Origin of the sequence: Streptomyces sp. GS7 (genome assembly GCF_009834125.1) — a bacterium.
GTDB lineage: Bacteria > Actinomycetota > Actinomycetes > Streptomycetales > Streptomycetaceae > Streptomyces.
Genome location: NZ_CP047146.1, coordinates 2,253,298 through 2,268,568, shown reverse-complemented (window position 1 = coordinate 2,268,568; position 15,271 = coordinate 2,253,298). Strand labels below are relative to the sequence as shown.

The window sequence follows — 15,271 nt, the reverse complement described above, 5'->3', positions numbered from 1 at the left end:
GCCGGGCGGCGCGGGCCGCCGGGCGCACCGGTCAGTCCGCGGCCGGGGCGTGTCCGGCGGCCGTGCGGAGGTCGACCTCGCGCCAGAAACCGGCCCGGATCGCGTACCGGTCGTGCTCGTCGATCTGGTCGTCCTTGTGGGCGAGCAGCCCGAACCGGGCGGCGTAGCGCAGCAGTTCGCCGTCGATGCGGTGCGGGATGCGCGGGTACTCCGTCGAGAGCTGCTGGAGGTGGGCGGTCTCGGAGAGCCGCTCGGTCCAGCGGCGGGCGAAGACCTGGCCGACCTCGAAGGGGTCGCCGCTGACCGCGGTGATGTCCTCCTCCCGGTCGGCCCAGCGCTGCTCGGCGCTGGTGAGCTGGGCGAGGGTGGGCAGCAGGGCGGTCTCGGAGGGCTCCCCGAGCGGGCCGCCGCGCTCGACCCAGCCCTTGTCGGAGGACCAGCGCAGGGTCGCGGCGGGGGTGGCGGCGGGCTGGCCGCCGTTGCCGGCGGGGCCCTGCCCCGCGGCGTGCGCCCGGCCGAGTCCGGCCAGGTCCTTGGGTGTGGGGACGCCCCGCGAGGCGCCGGAGCCCGCCTCGCCCTCCTCGCGCCCGGTGCCGGGCGCGGGCCGGGCGGTGCCGTTGGTGCCGCCGTGGCCGCCGGCGTCGGGGTCCGGGCCGGGCCCGGCCGCGGCGGCCGCCGCGGCCACCGCGGACTCGGGCAGCGGGGCGGAGAGGATCGCTGCGATCTCGGGGCGCGGGGCGGGCGGCGGGGCGCACGGGCCGCCGAGTTCCTTGGGGCGGACCGCGCGGGTGATCCAGGTCCGGTCCAGTACGCGCCGCTCGTCGGCCTCGGCGACCAGGTCCTCCGACTGGTTGTAGTCCCCGTCGGCCGCCTGGACGGCCCAGAGGTGGACGGCGACGCCGTGCTCCTTGGCGGACATCAGCCCGGGCAGCAGATCGCCGTCGCCGGTGACCAGCACGATGTCGGAGCAGGCGCGGTTGCGGGCGAGTTCGGTCAGCTCGGCGTGCATGGCGGCGTCCACGCCCTTCTGCGCCCAGCGCCCGTCGCTGCGGGTCAGGGCGCCCAGCCGGACGGTGACCCGGGGCATCACCCGCAGCCGGCGGTGCTCGGGCTGCGGGACGCGGTCGGGGGCGCCGTCGAACCAGTAGATCCGCAGCAGCGGCCGTTCGGTGTCCGCCTCGGCGCGCTGGCGCAGGCCCTGGATGAGGGCGGCGTGGTCGACGGTGATCCGGGAACGGGCGGGTTCTCCGGCGAGCAGGCTGGCGGCGGCACCGAGCAAATACCCGGCGTCCACCAGGACGACGCAGCGGTCCACGTTCCACCCTCTTCCGTGAGGTGCTGAAGTACCGGTCGCCCCCCGGCTCGGCCCGTGGCACGAGTTCTCTTCGGCTTCCTTCGAGTCTGCCCGACCAAACGGGGGTTATCTGCGCGAACTCGATCTTCGGCGTGGCGGATTCGGCGGTGATTCCGCGTACGGCGCGTAACTGTCGCTATTACGCAGGGTAATTGCCCGAAATGCAGGGATGTGTCCGGCGTGTAAGTCTGATTCCGGCCGATCCCAGGATCCCCCTCAGGAGGCACGATCATGGCCAAGAACAAGAAGGACCGGAAGCAGCCCAAGGAGAGCCAGCCCGAACGCGGCCAGCAGCAGTCGGAGAAGTCGACCATCGAGGCCATCTCCCACTCGCAGGCTCAGGGCAGCCCGGCGGACGTCGCACGCAAGCACCAGCGGAAGTTCGGTCACAACTGACACCACGGCGCCCGCCGGCGTCCCAACTGACGTGTGCGGCAGGTGACGTGAGGGGCGCGCCCGCGGAATGCGGGCGCGCCCCTCAGTGCACGGGCCGGGCCGAAGGCGGCCCGCCGCGGATCAGCCCGCCAGGCAGGACGGGCCGAGCAGCACCTTCAGATCGCCGAACAGCGACGGGTCGGCCGTGACCCGATGGCGGTCCAGGCGGAGCACCGTGGTCTTGCGAGCCCCCAGCAGCTTGATGCGCACCTCGGTCGAACCGCGGTGGCTGCTGAGCACCTCGCCCAGCTTCTCCACCATCGGCGGGGTGACCTTCACCGTCGGAATGGTGATCGTCACCGGGGCGTTGGCGCCCGCCTCGGAGAGGTCGGGGACCATCATCTCCATCGCGACCAGCCGCGGCACGTCCTCCCGCTTGTCGAGCCGACCCTTGACGAACACCACGGTGTCCTCGACGAGTTGGGTGGACACCAGCTGGTACGTCGCCGGGAAGAACATGCAGTCGATGGAGCCGGCCAGGTCCTCGACGGTGGCGATCGCCCAGGCGTTGCCCTGCTTGGTCATCTTGCGCTGAAGGCCGGAGATGATGCCGCCGATGGTGACGATCGAGCCGTCCGAATAGTCGCCGCCGGTCAGTTGGGCGATGGCGGCGTCGGCCTTGTCGCTGAGCACGTGCTCCAGGCCGAACAGCGGGTGGTCGGAGACGTAGAGACCGAGCATCTCGCGCTCCTGGGCGAGGAGATAGGTCTTGTCCCACTCGATGTCGGAGAACTCCACGTCCAGCCCGAAGCCGGGACCGTCGGAAGCGCCGTCGCCGGAGTCGCCCATCCCGCCGAACAGGTCGAACTGCCCCTCGGCTTCCTTGCGCTTGACCTGGACGACGTTGTCGATCATCGACTCGTAGTGCGCCGTCAGCCCCTTGCGGGTGTGGCCCATCTCGTCGAAGGCGCCCGCCTTGATCAGCGATTCGGTGGTGCGCTTGTTGCAGACGACCGCGTCGACCTTGTCGAGGTAGTCGGGGAACGAGGCGTACTTCCCCTTGGCCTTGCGGCAGCGGATGATCGAGTCGACCACGTTCTGGCCGACGTTCCGCACCGCCGTGAGGCCGAAGAGGATGACGTCGTCGCCCTGGGCGGCGAAGTTCGCCTCGGACTCGTTGACGTTCGGCGGGAGCACCTTGATGCCCATGCGGCGGCACTCGTTCAGATAGACCGCCGACTTGTCCTTGTCGTCGCGCACCGACGTCAGCAGCGCGGACATGTACTCGGCCGGGTAGTTGGCCTTGAGGTAGGCGGTCCAGTAGGTGACCAGGCCGTACGCGGAGGAGTGCGCCTTGTTGAAGGCGTAGCCGGCGAACGGGACCAGGACGTCCCACAGCGCCTGGATGGCCGCGTCGGAGAAGCCGTTCTTCCGGGCGCCCTCTTGGAAGATGGTGAAGTTCTTCGCCAGTTCCTCGGGCTTCTTCTTGCCCATCACGCGGCGGAGGATGTCGGCCTCGCCGAGGGAGTACCCGGCGATGATCTGGGCGGCCTTCTGCACCTGCTCCTGGTAGACGATCAGGCCGTAGGTCAGGCCCAGGGTCTCCTTCAGGGGCTCTTCGAGCTCAGGGTGGATCGGCGTGATCTCCTGGCGGCCGTTCTTGCGCTCCGCGTAGTTGATGTGCGAGTTCATGCCCATCGGGCCCGGCCGGTACAGGGCCGAGACGGCGGAGATGTCCTCGAAGTTGTCGGGCTGCATCTGGCGCAGCAGCGAGCGCATCGGGCCGCCGTCGAACTGGAAGACACCGAGGGTGTCACCGCGGCAGAGGAGTTCGTACGTCTTCGGGTCGTCCAGCGGGACTTCCAGGAGCTTCAGCTGGATGCCCTTGTTGGCCTCCACCATCTTCACGGCGTCGTCCATGATGGTGAGGTTGCGCAGGCCCAGGAAGTCCATCTTGATCAGGCCGAGCGACTCGCACTGGGGGTAGTCCCACTGCGTGATGGTCACCCCGTCCGTGTGCCGCACCCAGATCGGGGCGTGGTCCACGATCGGCTCGCTGGACATGATGACGCCGGCGGCGTGCACGCCCATCTGCCGGACCAGGCCCTCGACGCCCCTTGCGGTGTCGATGACCTTCTTCACGTCCGGCTCGTTCTCGTACATCCCGCGGATCTCGCCCGCCTCGCTGTAGCGCGGGTGCGAGGGGTTGGTGATGCCGTCCAGGTCGATGCCCTTGCCGAGGACGTCGGCGGGCATCGCCTTGGTGAGGCGGTCGCCCATGGCGTACGGGTAGCCGAGGACGCGGGCGGAGTCCTTGATGGCGTTCTTGGCCTTGATCTTGCCGTAGGTGCCGATCATGGCGACCTTGTCGGCGCCGTACTTCTCGGTGACGTACCTGATCACTTCGACGCGCCTGCGCTCGTCGAAGTCGATGTCGACGTCGGGCATGGAGACGCGCTCGGGGTTGAGGAACCGCTCGAAGATCAGCCCGTGCTCGATCGGGTCGAGGTCGGTGATGCCCATGGCGTACGCGACGATCGAACCGGCCGCGGAGCCACGGCCGGGGCCCACCGCGATGCCGTTGTTCTTGGCCCACATGATGAAGTCGGCGACCACGAGGAAGTAGCCCGGGAACCCCATCTGGATGATGACGTCCATCTCGTACTCGGCCTGCTTCTGGCGGTCCTCGGGGACACCGCCCGGGAAGCGGCGCTGCATGCCGCGCCGCACTTCCTCCTTGAACCAGGTGACGTTGGTGTAGCCCTCTTCCGGGATGTCGAACTTCGGCATCAGGTCGCGCTTCTCGAACATGCCGGTCGTGTCGATCTGCTCGGCGACCAGGAGGGTGTTGCGGCAGCCCTCCTGCCAGGCGTCCGAGGAGTCGATGGCGTACATCTCGTCGGTGGACTTGAGGTAGTAGCCGGTGCCGTCGAACTTGAAGCGGTCCGGGTCGGAGAGGTTCTTGCCGGTCTGGATGCACAGCAGCGCGTCGTGCGCGGTCGCCTCGTGGGCGTAGGTGTAGTGCGAGTCGTTGGTGACCAGCGGGGGGATGCCGAGCTTCTTGCCGATGTCCACGAGGCCGTCGCGCACCCGGCGCTCGATCTCGATGCCGTGGTCCATCAGCTCCAGGAAATACCGGTCCTTGCCGAAGATCTCCTGGTACTCGGCGGCCGACTTCAGCGCCTCGTCGTACTGGCCCAGCCGCAGCCGGGTCTGCAGTTCGCCCGAGGGGCAGCCGGTGGACGCGATCAGGCCCTCGGACCACTGGGAGAGGGTCTCCTTGTCCATCCGCGGCCACTTCGTGAGCCAGCCCTCGGCGTACGCGTCCGAGGACAGCCGGAAGAGGTTGTGCAGACCGGTCTTGTTCGCCGCCCAGATGGTCTTGTGGGTGTAACCACCCGAACCGGAGACGTCGTCGCGCTTCTGGTGCGGCTGGCCCCACTGGATCTTGCGCTTGTTGCGCCGGGACTCCGGGGCCACATACGCCTCGATGCCGATGATCGGCGTCACCCCGGCCTTCTGCGCGCTGTGGAAGAAGTCGTAGGCGCCGTGGAGGTTGCCGTGGTCGGACATGGCGATGTGCGTCATGCCCATCTCGTTGCACGCGTTGAACATGTCCTTCAGCCGCGCCGCGCCGTCCAGCAGCGAGTACTGGGTGTGGACGTGCAGGTGCGTGAAAGGGGGCCTGGACGAGGGGGCCACGGGCGCTGAACCTCCGGGAAAACAGTGCGCTGAGGGATGGATGGGGCGGTGTTGAAGTCTACGACTCCGCACTGACAGCCGGCCTCGCTCCGAGCCCCCGCGCACCCCCGCCGGACACCTCGGAGGCGCCCCGCGGCGCGTCCCACCGGACCTGGCTCCCGGGGCCGCCGGCCCGTCCGGACTGGTGCGCGAGCGGTCACCGGCCGTTCGTCCCCTTTTCCCCCTACACACCGCTTCACCCCTTCTTAGCAGCCACTTAGCCCGGCGCATGGCACACTCGCTACCAATGGACATCTCGGCGGCACATCTGCGGGCTCTGCGCGCGGCGCTCTTCACGGCGCTGTGCGTGACGCTGTCCTCGGCGTCCCACGTGCTGCTGTCCCGCATGCCGCTGCCCCCGGCCACCGTCGCCGGGCTCTGCGCCGCCGTGTTCGCGCTCGCCTACGCACTGGCCGGCCGCGAGCGCGGCTACTGGCGCATCGCCGCGCTGCTGCTCCCCCTGGAGCTGGCCGCCGACGTGGTCTTCAGCATCGGCCAGCACACCTGCTACGGACCGGACGGCGCCCCGATGGGCGGTCCCTTGCCCCTGGGCATGGGGCTGCTGTGCGGCGGCGGCCCGGTCGGCGGCCCGCTGGCGCGGCTCGCCCATGCCCAGGGAGAAGGGACCGCCCCTGCCCCGGCCTGGCTGCTGCTGCTCGCCGTCCATCTGGCCGTCGGGCTGCTGGCGGCCGGCTGGCTGCGCCGCGGCGAGGCCGCGCTGGCGCAGCTGCTGGGCGCGGTGGCCGGCTTCGCCTTCCGCCCGCTGCTGATCGCGGTCGCGGTCATCGTCCGGGCCGCCGCCCCGCGCCGCGCGGTGCCCGCCCCCGTACGGACCTCCCGCCCGGCCCGTGCCGTCCCCCTGCTCGTGCACTCCGTGGTGCGCCGCGGCCCGCCCTGCGCGCTCGCTGCCTGAGGCCCACCGGCCCGGCAGCGCGCGGAGCGGCGCCCCCCGGCGCGGCCGCCGCCGACAGCACGCACCCCCGTCCCCCCTGGACCACGGACCCCACGGAGCAGGAACAGTCATGAGCAACCGCAACAACCAGGCCAACAAGCAGGCAGCCCGCGAGCGGCTGCGCGCCGAGCGCGAGCGGCAGGCCAAGAAGGACAAGACCCGCCGGCAGCTGATCGTCGGCGGCGCGGTCGTCGGCGTGCTGGCGGTGGCCGGCGGCATCGGCTTCGCCGTCGCCAACTCCGGCGGCAGCAGCTCCGGCGGCTCGGCCGCCGACGTCTGGGCGAAGGCCGCCAAGGCGAAGGCGGTCCCGCCCGCCCACACCAGCGGCTCCGACGGCACCACCATCGTCATCGGCAAGGCCGACGCCAAGAACACCCTCGACCTCTTCGAGGACCCGCGCTGCCCCGGCTGCGCCGCCTTCGAGCAGAACGTGGGCGCGACCGTCGAGAAGGACATCAGCGACGGCAAGTACAAGGCGTCGTACCACATCGGGACGTTCCTGGACGGCAACCTCCAGGGCACCGGCTCCAAGAACGCGCTGAGCGCCCTGGGCGCCGCGCTGAACGTCTCCTCGGACGCCTTCCTGAAGTACAAGTTCGCGCTGTACTCGAAGGAGTTCCACCCGGACGAGACCGGCCCGGACAAGTTCGCGGACGACAGCTACCTGCTCAAGGTCGCCGACACCGTCCCGGCACTGAAGGGCAACGCCGCCTTCCAGAACGACGTCAAGTCCGGCAAGTACAACGCGTGGGCGATGGCGATGTCCAACGCCTTCAACTCCCACAAGGACGTCACCAGCACTCCCACGCTGAAGATGAACGGCACGACGCTGGGCACGGACAGCCCGCAGGGCAAGGTCGCGCCGTCCACGGTCGCCGACTTCAACTCCATGGTCGACAAGAACCTCAAGTCCTGAAACCGGCGCGCCGAACCGGGAGTTGTGAGCCCGGAACGGTAGGTGCCGGGGCACCGCCCCGGCACCCCGGCCGGTGTGCCGAGCACACCGGCCGATGCCAAATCTTGACCCGACGATCCGTCGTGCCCATGGCAGACTCCCGACCGTGCAGGCGACGGGAGTCCGTCCGGCGGCCCGGCCCGGGGCCTGGTCCGGGGACCGGCTCAGGGCGGTGTGCTCGACGCTGTTCACCGCGCCCGGCGCCGCCCTGTCCGCGACCGCCCAAGTCCTGCTCTCCCGCGCCCTGTTACCGCCCGCGACGCCCGCCGCGGCCTGCGCCGGCGTCTGCGCCGCGGCGTACACGCGCTCCGGCCGCACCCCCGGCCGCGGGCGGGCCGGCGGCCCCGTCGCCGCCGATCTGCCGCGCCGGGGCGGCGAGTCGGGCCCCTCGCCGACGCGGCCGGCCGCCCACTCCACCGGCCCGCTGCCACCGGCCCCTCGATGGACCGCCCCCTCGCCGCTGCCCGCCGGGCGTCCCGCCGGCGGCCTGCCCGCCGCCCGCCCGCTCCTCCTCGTGCACGGCGTGGCGCGCCGCGGCCCGCCGGTCCCGGCGGCCGTCCGAAGCATCCGTGCCGCCCTCGGCCGGCGGCAGCACCGCAGGTTCCCAAGGAAACGGACACCCCCCCATGAGCAACCCCGACAACCAGGCCGGCAAGCGGGCGGCGCGCGAGCGGATCCGCGCCGAGCGCGAGCGGGAGAAGAAGAAGGCCCGGCTGCGCCGCCAACTCGTCGTGGCCGCCTCGGTCATCGGCGTCCTCGCGGTCGCCGGCGGGATCGGCTTCGCCGTGGTCAAGGCGAACGAGCCGACCGGCTGGGAGGCCGCCAAGGAGGCCAAGCTGGTCACCCCGGCGCACACCCAGGGCAAGAACGGCACCGAGATCCTCCTCGGCGACAAGAACGCCAAGGAGACCCTGGAGGTCTTCGAGGACGTCCGCTGCCCGGCCTGCGCGGCCTTCGAGCAGAGCGCCGGCAAGGAGCTGCTCAAGGACCTCGGCGAGGGCCGGTTCAAGGTCCGCTACACCATGTACACCTTCATCGACGGCGCCTCGGGCGGCGAGGGCTCCAAGAAGGCGCTCAGCGCGCTGGGCGCGGCGCTGAACGTCAGCCCGGACGCGTTCCTGAAGTACAAGTCCGCGCTGTACTCGGCCAAGTACCACCCCGACGAGCGCGAGGACCTCTACGCCAAGGACTCCGAGCTGCTCAAGGTCGCCGGCGACGTCCCGGAGCTGAAGGGCAACAAGGCGTTCGAGACGGCCGTCCGGAACGGCACCTACAACCGCTGGGCGATGGAGATGACGGCGCTCTTCGGCCGCAAGGGCGTCCGGGGCACCCCCACCTTCATGCACGGCGACAAGAAGCTGGTGCTGCCCGAGATCCCGCCGCAGCAGATGACGCAGGAGCAGTACAACCAGCTCGCGCAGGCCACCTTCCGCAAGATGATCGACAAGGAATTCGGCCCGGCGAAGAACGGCGGGCCGAACGGCGGCGGCCAGGGCGTCGCCCCGGGCGAGAAGGACCCGACGGGCGGCGGGTGAACGCCGGGGCGGTGGCGGGAGGGACACGGGCGGGCGGTCCGGAGCGCACCGGACGCCCGCCCGGCCCCGGGCTCAGAGCCCGGCCAGGAATCCCAGCGCCACCTTCCAGGCGCTCTCCGCCGCCTCCGCGTCGTGGTCCGGCAGCTCGGGGTCGGTGAAGAGATGGCCGGCGCCGGCGTAGCGGAACACCTCGACGTCCGCGCCGGCCCGGCGCATCTGGAGGTACCAGGCGTTCAGCCAGTCGTGCGGCTCGTACGGGTCCGGGTCGGCGACGTGCAGCTGCACCGGCAGGTCGTCGGCCACCGTGCCCTCGGCGATGTCGGAGGTGCCGTGCAGCAGGAGCAGCCCGCGGGTCTTCTCGTCGCCCAGCGCGAGGTTCTGCGCGACCGCGCCGCCGAAGGAGAAGCCGGCGTAGACCAGCCCCCGGTCGGAATACGGGGCGACGGCCGTGATGGCGCGCTTGAGCAGCTCGTCCTTGCCGATCTCGTCCTTGATCAGGATGCCGTCGGGGACCGAGTCCGCGGTCCGGCCGTCGAACAGGTCGGGCACGATCACCTCATGGCCCGCGGCGCGCAACCGGTCCGCGCCGGCGTGCACCGCGGGGCGCAGTCCGCACACCGAATGAAACAGCACGATGGTGGAGGAACCGCTGGTCGCGGGCTCGATGGAGGCGGGCACTGACATCACTTCCCTGGGGTTGGATCGCTCTTCCCCCATCGTGCCAGCTACGGTCTAGGGGACCTGCACGAGCACACCGCACCGGCCCGCGGAGCACTCCGCGCGGCGCACCGCAGCGAGGAGGGTCCCGTGTCCCTGGAGGACGTGCTGCGCCCGATCGTCGTCATCGGCGGCTCGATCGTGGTCACGCTCATCGTGGTCTGGCTGATCGACCGCACCCTGCACCGGATCGACACCCGGCACCCGGAGACCCCGCTGTGGGGTCTGCTGCGGCGCTGCCGGATACCGCTCCAAGTCGTGCTGTGCACGGCCCTGTTGCGCGGGGCGTACGACCAGACCCGGCTCGCGGTCGTCGAGGACCACGCGGTCGGCATAGGCCGGGCGCTGACCCTGGTGCTGATCGCGGCCACCGCCTGGCTCGCCGTACGGGCCGCCGCGGCGATCGTGGAGTCCTCGTACACCCGCTATGCGGCGCGCGGGCACGACGCGGCGCGGGTGCGCCGGGTGCGGACCCAGGTGACGGTGATCCAGCGGGTGGTCACCGCCGTGCTGGTCGTCGTCGCGGCGGCCTCGATGCTGCTGACGTTCCCGGAGATGCGGGCGGTCGGCACGTCGGTGCTGGCGTCGGCCGGGCTGATCGGCGTCGTCGCCGGTGTCGCCGCCCAGTCCACCCTCGGCAATCTCTTCGCCGGGCTCCAGATCGCGTTCGGCGACATGGTGCGCATCGGGGACACCGTGGTCGTGAACGGCCAGTGGGGCACGGTCGAGGAGATCACCCTGACGTTCCTGAGCGTCCGGACCTGGGACGAGCGCCGGATCACGATGCCGGTCTCGTACTTCACCAGCAAGCCGTTCGAGAACTGGTCGCGCGGCGGCTCCCAGATGACCGGCGCGGTCTTCTTCCACCTCGACCACTCCGCGCCCGTGGAGAAGATGCGGCAGCGGCTGCACGAGATCCTCCAGGAGTGCCCGGAGTGGGACGGCCGGTCCTGGAGCCTGGTGGTCACCGACACCACGCCGTCCACCATCGTGGTGCGCGCCCTGGTCACCGCCCGGGACTCGGACCACATCTGGACGGTGCGCTGCCAGGTCCGCGAGCGGATGATCGAGTGGCTGCGCACCGAGCACGCCTACGCGCTGCCGCGGATCGCCACCGCGCCCGCGCCGTCCGCCCACGAGACGCTGCACGTGGTCCGGCCGGACCCGCGGGCCGACGACCCGGACCGCTGACGCCGGCTCCCGGCGCCCGTCCTACGGCGTCCCCCGCAGGCTCCGTATGTCCAGGTGGCGCAGCACCCGGTCGACGATCTCCGGGTCGGCGCCCGGCTCGCTGCGCGCCGCCAGCACCTCGTGCCGGGCCGCCGACAGCATCTCGCCCTGGATGCGCTGCACCTTCTTCATCCGTGTGATGCGCTTCTCGAACAGCTCGCGCCGCTCGTCGTCGACGATGTCCGGCGCGATCCGGGCCCCGATGTCGTACGCCCTGCGGGACAGCTGGTCGGCGACCTCCTCGGCCACCTCCTCGACCTCCAGGATCTCCCGCAGCCGCCGCTTGGACGCCTTGATCACCCGCAGCGCCAGCTCCCGCTCCAGCGCGTCCACGGTGTCGGTGTCGGCCCGCACCCGCAGCCGGCGCACCAGCCACGGCAGCGTCAGCCCCTGGACGAGCAGCGTGGAGAGCACCACCGCGAAGGCGATGAAGAGGATCTCGTCGCGGGCCGGGAAGGGGCCGCCGTCCACCCCGTACGGAATGGCCAGCGCCAGCGCCACCGAGGCCACCCCGCGCATCCCCGACCACCACATGATGACCGTCTCGCGCCAGCTCATCGGGATGTCCTCGTCGATGTCGCGGCGCCGGTGCATCCGCTTGGCCAGCCAGGCGGCGGGCAGCAGCCACACCAGGCGCACCGCCACCACCACCGCGACGACCGCCGCCCCCGCGCCGAGCATCTGGCCCCAGCGGCCGGACGCGGCCCCGAAGATGTTGTGCAGCTCCAGGCCGATCAGCCCGAAGGCGACACCGGTGACGAGGGTGTCGACGACCTCCCAGAAGGTGTAGCCGGCGAGCCGCCCCAGCACGTCGTCGGCGTCGACCGCGTACTCCGCCAGGAAGAGCGCGCAGGTCAGCACCGCCAGCACGCCCGACCCCCGGAACTCCTCGGCCAGCACGTACGCCACGAACGGCACCAGCAGCGTCAGCCCGATCTGCAGCGTCGGATCGCCCAGCAGCCCCATCAGCTTGTTGGCCACCCAGCCGAGCGCCAGCCCGACCGCCGTCGCGACGACCGCGGACAGCACCAGTGAGCCCACCGCCCCGGGCACCGAGAACGTGCCGCTGAGCACCGCGGCGAGCGCGACGTGGTAGAGCACGATGGCGGTGACGTCGTTGAACAGCCCCTCGCCCTCCAGGATGGAGACCAACCGGCGGGGCAGCCCGAGCTTGCCGGCGACCGCGGTCGCGGCGACCGGGTCCGGCGGGGCGACCAGCGCGCCGAGCACCACCGCGGCGGCCAGCGGCATCCCGGGCACCACCGCCTGCGCGACCGCCGCCACCGCCGCCGTGGTGGCGAACACCAGCAGCACGGCGAGCAGGAAGATCGGCCGGAGGTTGGCGGTGAACTGCCGCCAGGAGGTGCGCTGGACGGCCGCGTAGAGCAGCGGCGGCAGCACGATGGGCAGGATGTACTCCGGCGGCACCTGGACGTTGGGCACGAACGGCAGCAGCGCCAGCACCGCACCGGCGAGCGTCATCAGCACCGGCGACGGGAGCCCCAGCCGGTCGCCTACCGGAACCATGACCACGGCCCCGAGCAGCAGGAGGAAGATCAGGGCCAGCTGGTCCACGGTGGCGTCGCTCCAGGGTCGTTTTCGATCATTTCCGACCCAAGCCTGCCACGAAGCGGACGAATGCCCGCTTTGTCGGCGGAACTTCCCTCAGTAGCTCTCGTCCCGGACCGTGTCCAGCGCCTGCTGCAGATCGTCCGGATACGCGCTCGCGAACTCGACCCAGCGCCCGTCCGAGGGGTGCTCGAACCCCAGCCGGACCGCGTGCAGCCACTGCCGCCCGACGCCCAGCCGCTTGGCGAGCGTCGGGTCCGCCCCGTAGGTCAGGTCGCCCACGCAGGGGTGCCGGTGCGCGGCCATGTGCACCCGGATCTGGTGCGTCCGCCCGGTCTCCAGCTTGATGTCCAGCAGGCTGGCCGCCCGGAACGCCTCGATGAGGTCGTAGTGCGTCACCGACGGCTTGCCGTCGGCGGTGACCGCCCACTTGTAGTCGTGCTGCGGATGCCGCCCGATGGGGGCGTCGATGGTGCCGCTCATCGGGTCCGGGTGCCCCTGGACCAGCGCGTGGTAGCGCTTGTCGACCGTGCGCTCCCGGAACTGCTGCTTGAGCAGGGTGTACGCGCGCTCCGACTTCGCGACCACCATCAGGCCCGACGTCCCGACGTCGAGGCGGTGCACGATGCCCTGCCGCTCGGCCGCCCCGGAGGTGGAGATGCGGTAACCGGCCGCGGCCAGACCGCCGATGACGGTGGTGCCGGTCCAGCCGGGGCTGGGGTGCGCGGCGACTCCCACGGGCTTGACGATGACGACGATGTCATCGTCGTCGTGCACGATCTCCATGCCCTCGACGGGCTCCGCGACGATCTCCACCGGCGGCGCGGCCTCCGGCATCTCGACTTCCAGCCAGGCGCCCCCGCGGACCCGCTCGGACTTCATCACCTCGGAGCCGTCCACCCGCACCTTGCCGGCCGCGGCCAGCTCGGCCGCCTTCGTACGGGAGAAGCCGAACATGCGGGCCAGCGCGGCGTCCACGCGCTCGCCCTCCAGGCCGTCCGGTACGGGCAGGGTGCGGATCTCGGGAAGGGTGCTCACCCCACGAGTATGTCAGCCCCGCGACGGTGCCCTGCCCGGCGGCGGGCACCCGGACCGGGCCCCGGACCCCGGGCGCCTCGGCCCGCTCCGCCGCCGCTCAGTCCTTGTGCACGGTCCCGTCGGGGTCCAGGCCCTTGAAGGAGAGCAGCACGATCAGCACGCCGCCGCAGACGATCGCGGAGTCGGCGAGGTTGAAGACCGCGAAGTGCGCCGGAGCGATGAAGTCCACGACGGCGCCCTGGAAGACGCCCGGCGAGCGGAAGATCCGGTCGGTGAGATTGCCGAACGCACCGCCCAGCAGCAGCCCGAGCGCGATCGCCCAGGGGAGGCTGTAGAGCTTGCGGGCGATCCGGAAGATCACCACGATCACCACGGTCGCGATGATGCTGAGGAAGATCGTCAGCGCCTCGCCGATGGAGAACGCGGCGCCGCGGTTGCGGATCACCTCGAACTGGAGCAGCGTCCCGATGACCTCGACCGGCGCATGGTGCTCCAGCTTGGCGACCACCGCCAGTTTGGTGCCCAGATCGAGCAGGTAGACGATCGCTGCCACCACGAGCAGTGCGGCGATCCGCCGCCTGCCGCGCCCGGCGCCCTGCTCGCCCTCCGCCGGCCGTCCCCCTTCGGATCCCGCCTCGGGTTCCGCCCCGGAGCCCGGCTCGGATTCCGGCGTACCGGTGATGCGTTCCGCCTCTGCCACGTGTGAGTCCCTCAGCCCGTCGAGTCCGCCACCGGGCCGTGCCCGGCTGACCACGAGAGTACGGCACACGCGTACGGCGGCGGGCGGGATGGGTCCCGTCCGCCACGAGCCGCTCCCGGGTCAGGTCAGCGCCGCTCCTGCTTCTGTTTGCATTCCACGCACAGCGTCGCCCGCGGGAACGCCTGCATCCGGGCCTTGCCGATCGGGTTGCCGCAGTTCTCGCACAGCCCGTACGTGCCCGCGTCCAGCCGGCCGAGGGCGCGCTCGGTCTGGTGCAGCATCTCGCGGGCGTTGGAGGCCAGCGCCAGCTCGTGCTCGCGGGTGATGTTCTTGGTGCCGGTGTCGGCCTCGTCGTCGCCCGCGCCGTCCCCGGAGTCCCGCATCAGCCCCGCGATCGCGTCCTCGGCGGCCACGATCTCGGACCGCAGCCGGCCCGCCTCCTCCATCAGCCCGGCCCGCGCCTCGGCGACCTCCGCGGGCGTCCAGGGGTCCTCACCCGGCCGTACGGCGAGCTCGCCGGGAGCCGTGGCGGTACGCGCCGACGGCACCGCGGACTCCGCGCCGTGCTCCTCGGCGGACACGTCCGCCGCCTTCTTCGCCACCACCGTCTTGGCTCCCGTCTTCTTCGCCACCGCCGCGGCCTTTCCGCCCGGTGTGTGGTCCACGGCCTTCTTCCCGGCGGCCGTCTTCTTCGCCGTGGTCTTCTTCGCCGCGGCCTTGGCGAGCGCCGCCCTCTTCGCCGCCGCCCTCTTCGGGGCGGCCTTCCTGGGAGCCGCCGGGTGCCCGGCCGCCTTCTTGTGGGCGGGCTGCTGCGCGACGGCCTCGTCGGCGGGTTCGGCGGGCGTCGTGCTCTTCTCCGCGGCGGTCTTTTTCGCCACCATGGCCGCGACCCCTTCACATATGTGATCTTGTTCGCGAATCGTGACGGGAACGATAAATCGCCTCACGGCACGCGGCAACGGGACGCACCGCCCGGCCGCCCCGCCACCGGACCCGGAAAGTCCGGTCTGCCTCGGTTGTGCCCCGCTCCCCGCCCCGTAATCCGCCCGGGAGGCCCGGAGCCCGGCGTATCGCCATTCGGGTCACCCACCGGGCGGAGCGGGCG

At 71.5% G+C, this 15,271-nt stretch carries 12 protein-coding genes; 5 read left to right on the top strand and 7 right to left on the bottom strand.

Features of this window, described 5'->3' with window-relative positions:
* Positions 1-31: 31 nt before the first annotated feature.
* Positions 32-1,315: an NYN domain-containing protein gene (locus tag GR130_RS09750; RefSeq protein WP_159504335.1), complete on the bottom strand. Its 1,284-nt coding sequence runs from the start codon at positions 1,313-1,315 to the stop codon at positions 32-34.
* A 270-nt stretch (positions 1,316-1,585) separates the two neighbouring features.
* Between GR130_RS09750 and GR130_RS39735 the strand changes: the two genes are divergently transcribed.
* Positions 1,586-1,750 (top strand): hypothetical protein, encoded by a 165-nt coding sequence (locus GR130_RS39735; protein WP_201304851.1) that lies wholly within the window; start codon positions 1,586-1,588, stop codon positions 1,748-1,750.
* Between the two features lie 120 nt (positions 1,751-1,870).
* On the opposite strand, the gene dnaE is transcribed toward GR130_RS39735, so the two are convergent.
* On the bottom strand, positions 1,871-5,431 hold the full coding sequence (gene dnaE, locus GR130_RS09745; protein WP_159504334.1) for a DNA polymerase III subunit alpha: 3,561 nt from the start codon (positions 5,429-5,431) through the stop codon (positions 1,871-1,873).
* A gap of 286 nt (positions 5,432-5,717) precedes the next feature.
* Here dnaE and GR130_RS09740 point away from each other — a divergent pair, with 286 nt between their 5' ends.
* The 3 genes from GR130_RS09740 to GR130_RS09730 all read left to right on the top strand — a co-directional run bounded on the left by GR130_RS09740 (position 5,718) and on the right by GR130_RS09730 (position 8,912).
* On the top strand, positions 5,718-6,383 hold the full coding sequence (locus GR130_RS09740) for a hypothetical protein (RefSeq protein ID WP_159504333.1): 666 nt from the start codon (positions 5,718-5,720) through the stop codon (positions 6,381-6,383).
* Between the two features lie 109 nt (positions 6,384-6,492).
* Positions 6,493-7,338 carry a thioredoxin domain-containing protein gene (locus GR130_RS09735; protein ID WP_159504332.1) on the top strand — a complete coding sequence of 282 codons (846 nt, stop codon included), beginning with the start codon at positions 6,493-6,495 and terminating at the stop codon, positions 7,336-7,338.
* Positions 7,339-8,003: 665 nt separating this feature from the next.
* The gene (locus GR130_RS09730) at positions 8,004-8,912 is read left to right on the top strand and encodes a thioredoxin domain-containing protein (RefSeq protein ID WP_159504331.1); all 909 of its coding nucleotides are present in this window, start codon (positions 8,004-8,006) and stop codon (positions 8,910-8,912) included.
* A gap of 72 nt (positions 8,913-8,984) precedes the next feature.
* Here the strand turns inward: GR130_RS09730 and GR130_RS09725 are convergent, their stop codons facing one another.
* A complete protein-coding gene (locus tag GR130_RS09725; RefSeq protein ID WP_159509863.1) occupies positions 8,985-9,590 on the bottom strand; it encodes a dienelactone hydrolase family protein in 606 nt (201 codons plus the stop codon).
* 135 nt (positions 9,591-9,725) lie between these two features.
* Here GR130_RS09725 and GR130_RS09720 point away from each other — a divergent pair, with 135 nt between their 5' ends.
* Entirely contained in the window at positions 9,726-10,820 is a 1,095-nt protein-coding gene (locus tag GR130_RS09720; RefSeq protein ID WP_159509864.1) for a mechanosensitive ion channel family protein, read from the top strand.
* A 21-nt stretch (positions 10,821-10,841) separates the two neighbouring features.
* On the opposite strand, the gene GR130_RS09715 is transcribed toward GR130_RS09720, so the two are convergent.
* The 4 genes from GR130_RS09715 to GR130_RS09700 all read right to left on the bottom strand — a co-directional run bounded on the left by GR130_RS09715 (position 10,842) and on the right by GR130_RS09700 (position 15,047).
* A complete protein-coding gene (locus GR130_RS09715; protein WP_159504330.1) occupies positions 10,842-12,434 on the bottom strand; it encodes a Na+/H+ antiporter in 1,593 nt (530 codons plus the stop codon).
* A gap of 90 nt (positions 12,435-12,524) precedes the next feature.
* Entirely contained in the window at positions 12,525-13,466 is a 942-nt protein-coding gene (locus GR130_RS09710; protein ID WP_159504329.1) for an RluA family pseudouridine synthase, read from the bottom strand.
* 97 nt (positions 13,467-13,563) lie between these two features.
* Positions 13,564-14,166, bottom strand: coding sequence for a signal peptidase II (gene lspA, locus GR130_RS09705; protein ID WP_159504328.1), 603 nt, complete (start codon positions 14,164-14,166; stop codon positions 13,564-13,566).
* Positions 14,167-14,291: 125 nt separating this feature from the next.
* On the bottom strand, positions 14,292-15,047 hold the full coding sequence (locus tag GR130_RS09700) for a TraR/DksA family transcriptional regulator (protein WP_159504327.1): 756 nt from the start codon (positions 15,045-15,047) through the stop codon (positions 14,292-14,294).
* Between the last annotated feature and the right edge of the window lie 224 nt (positions 15,048-15,271).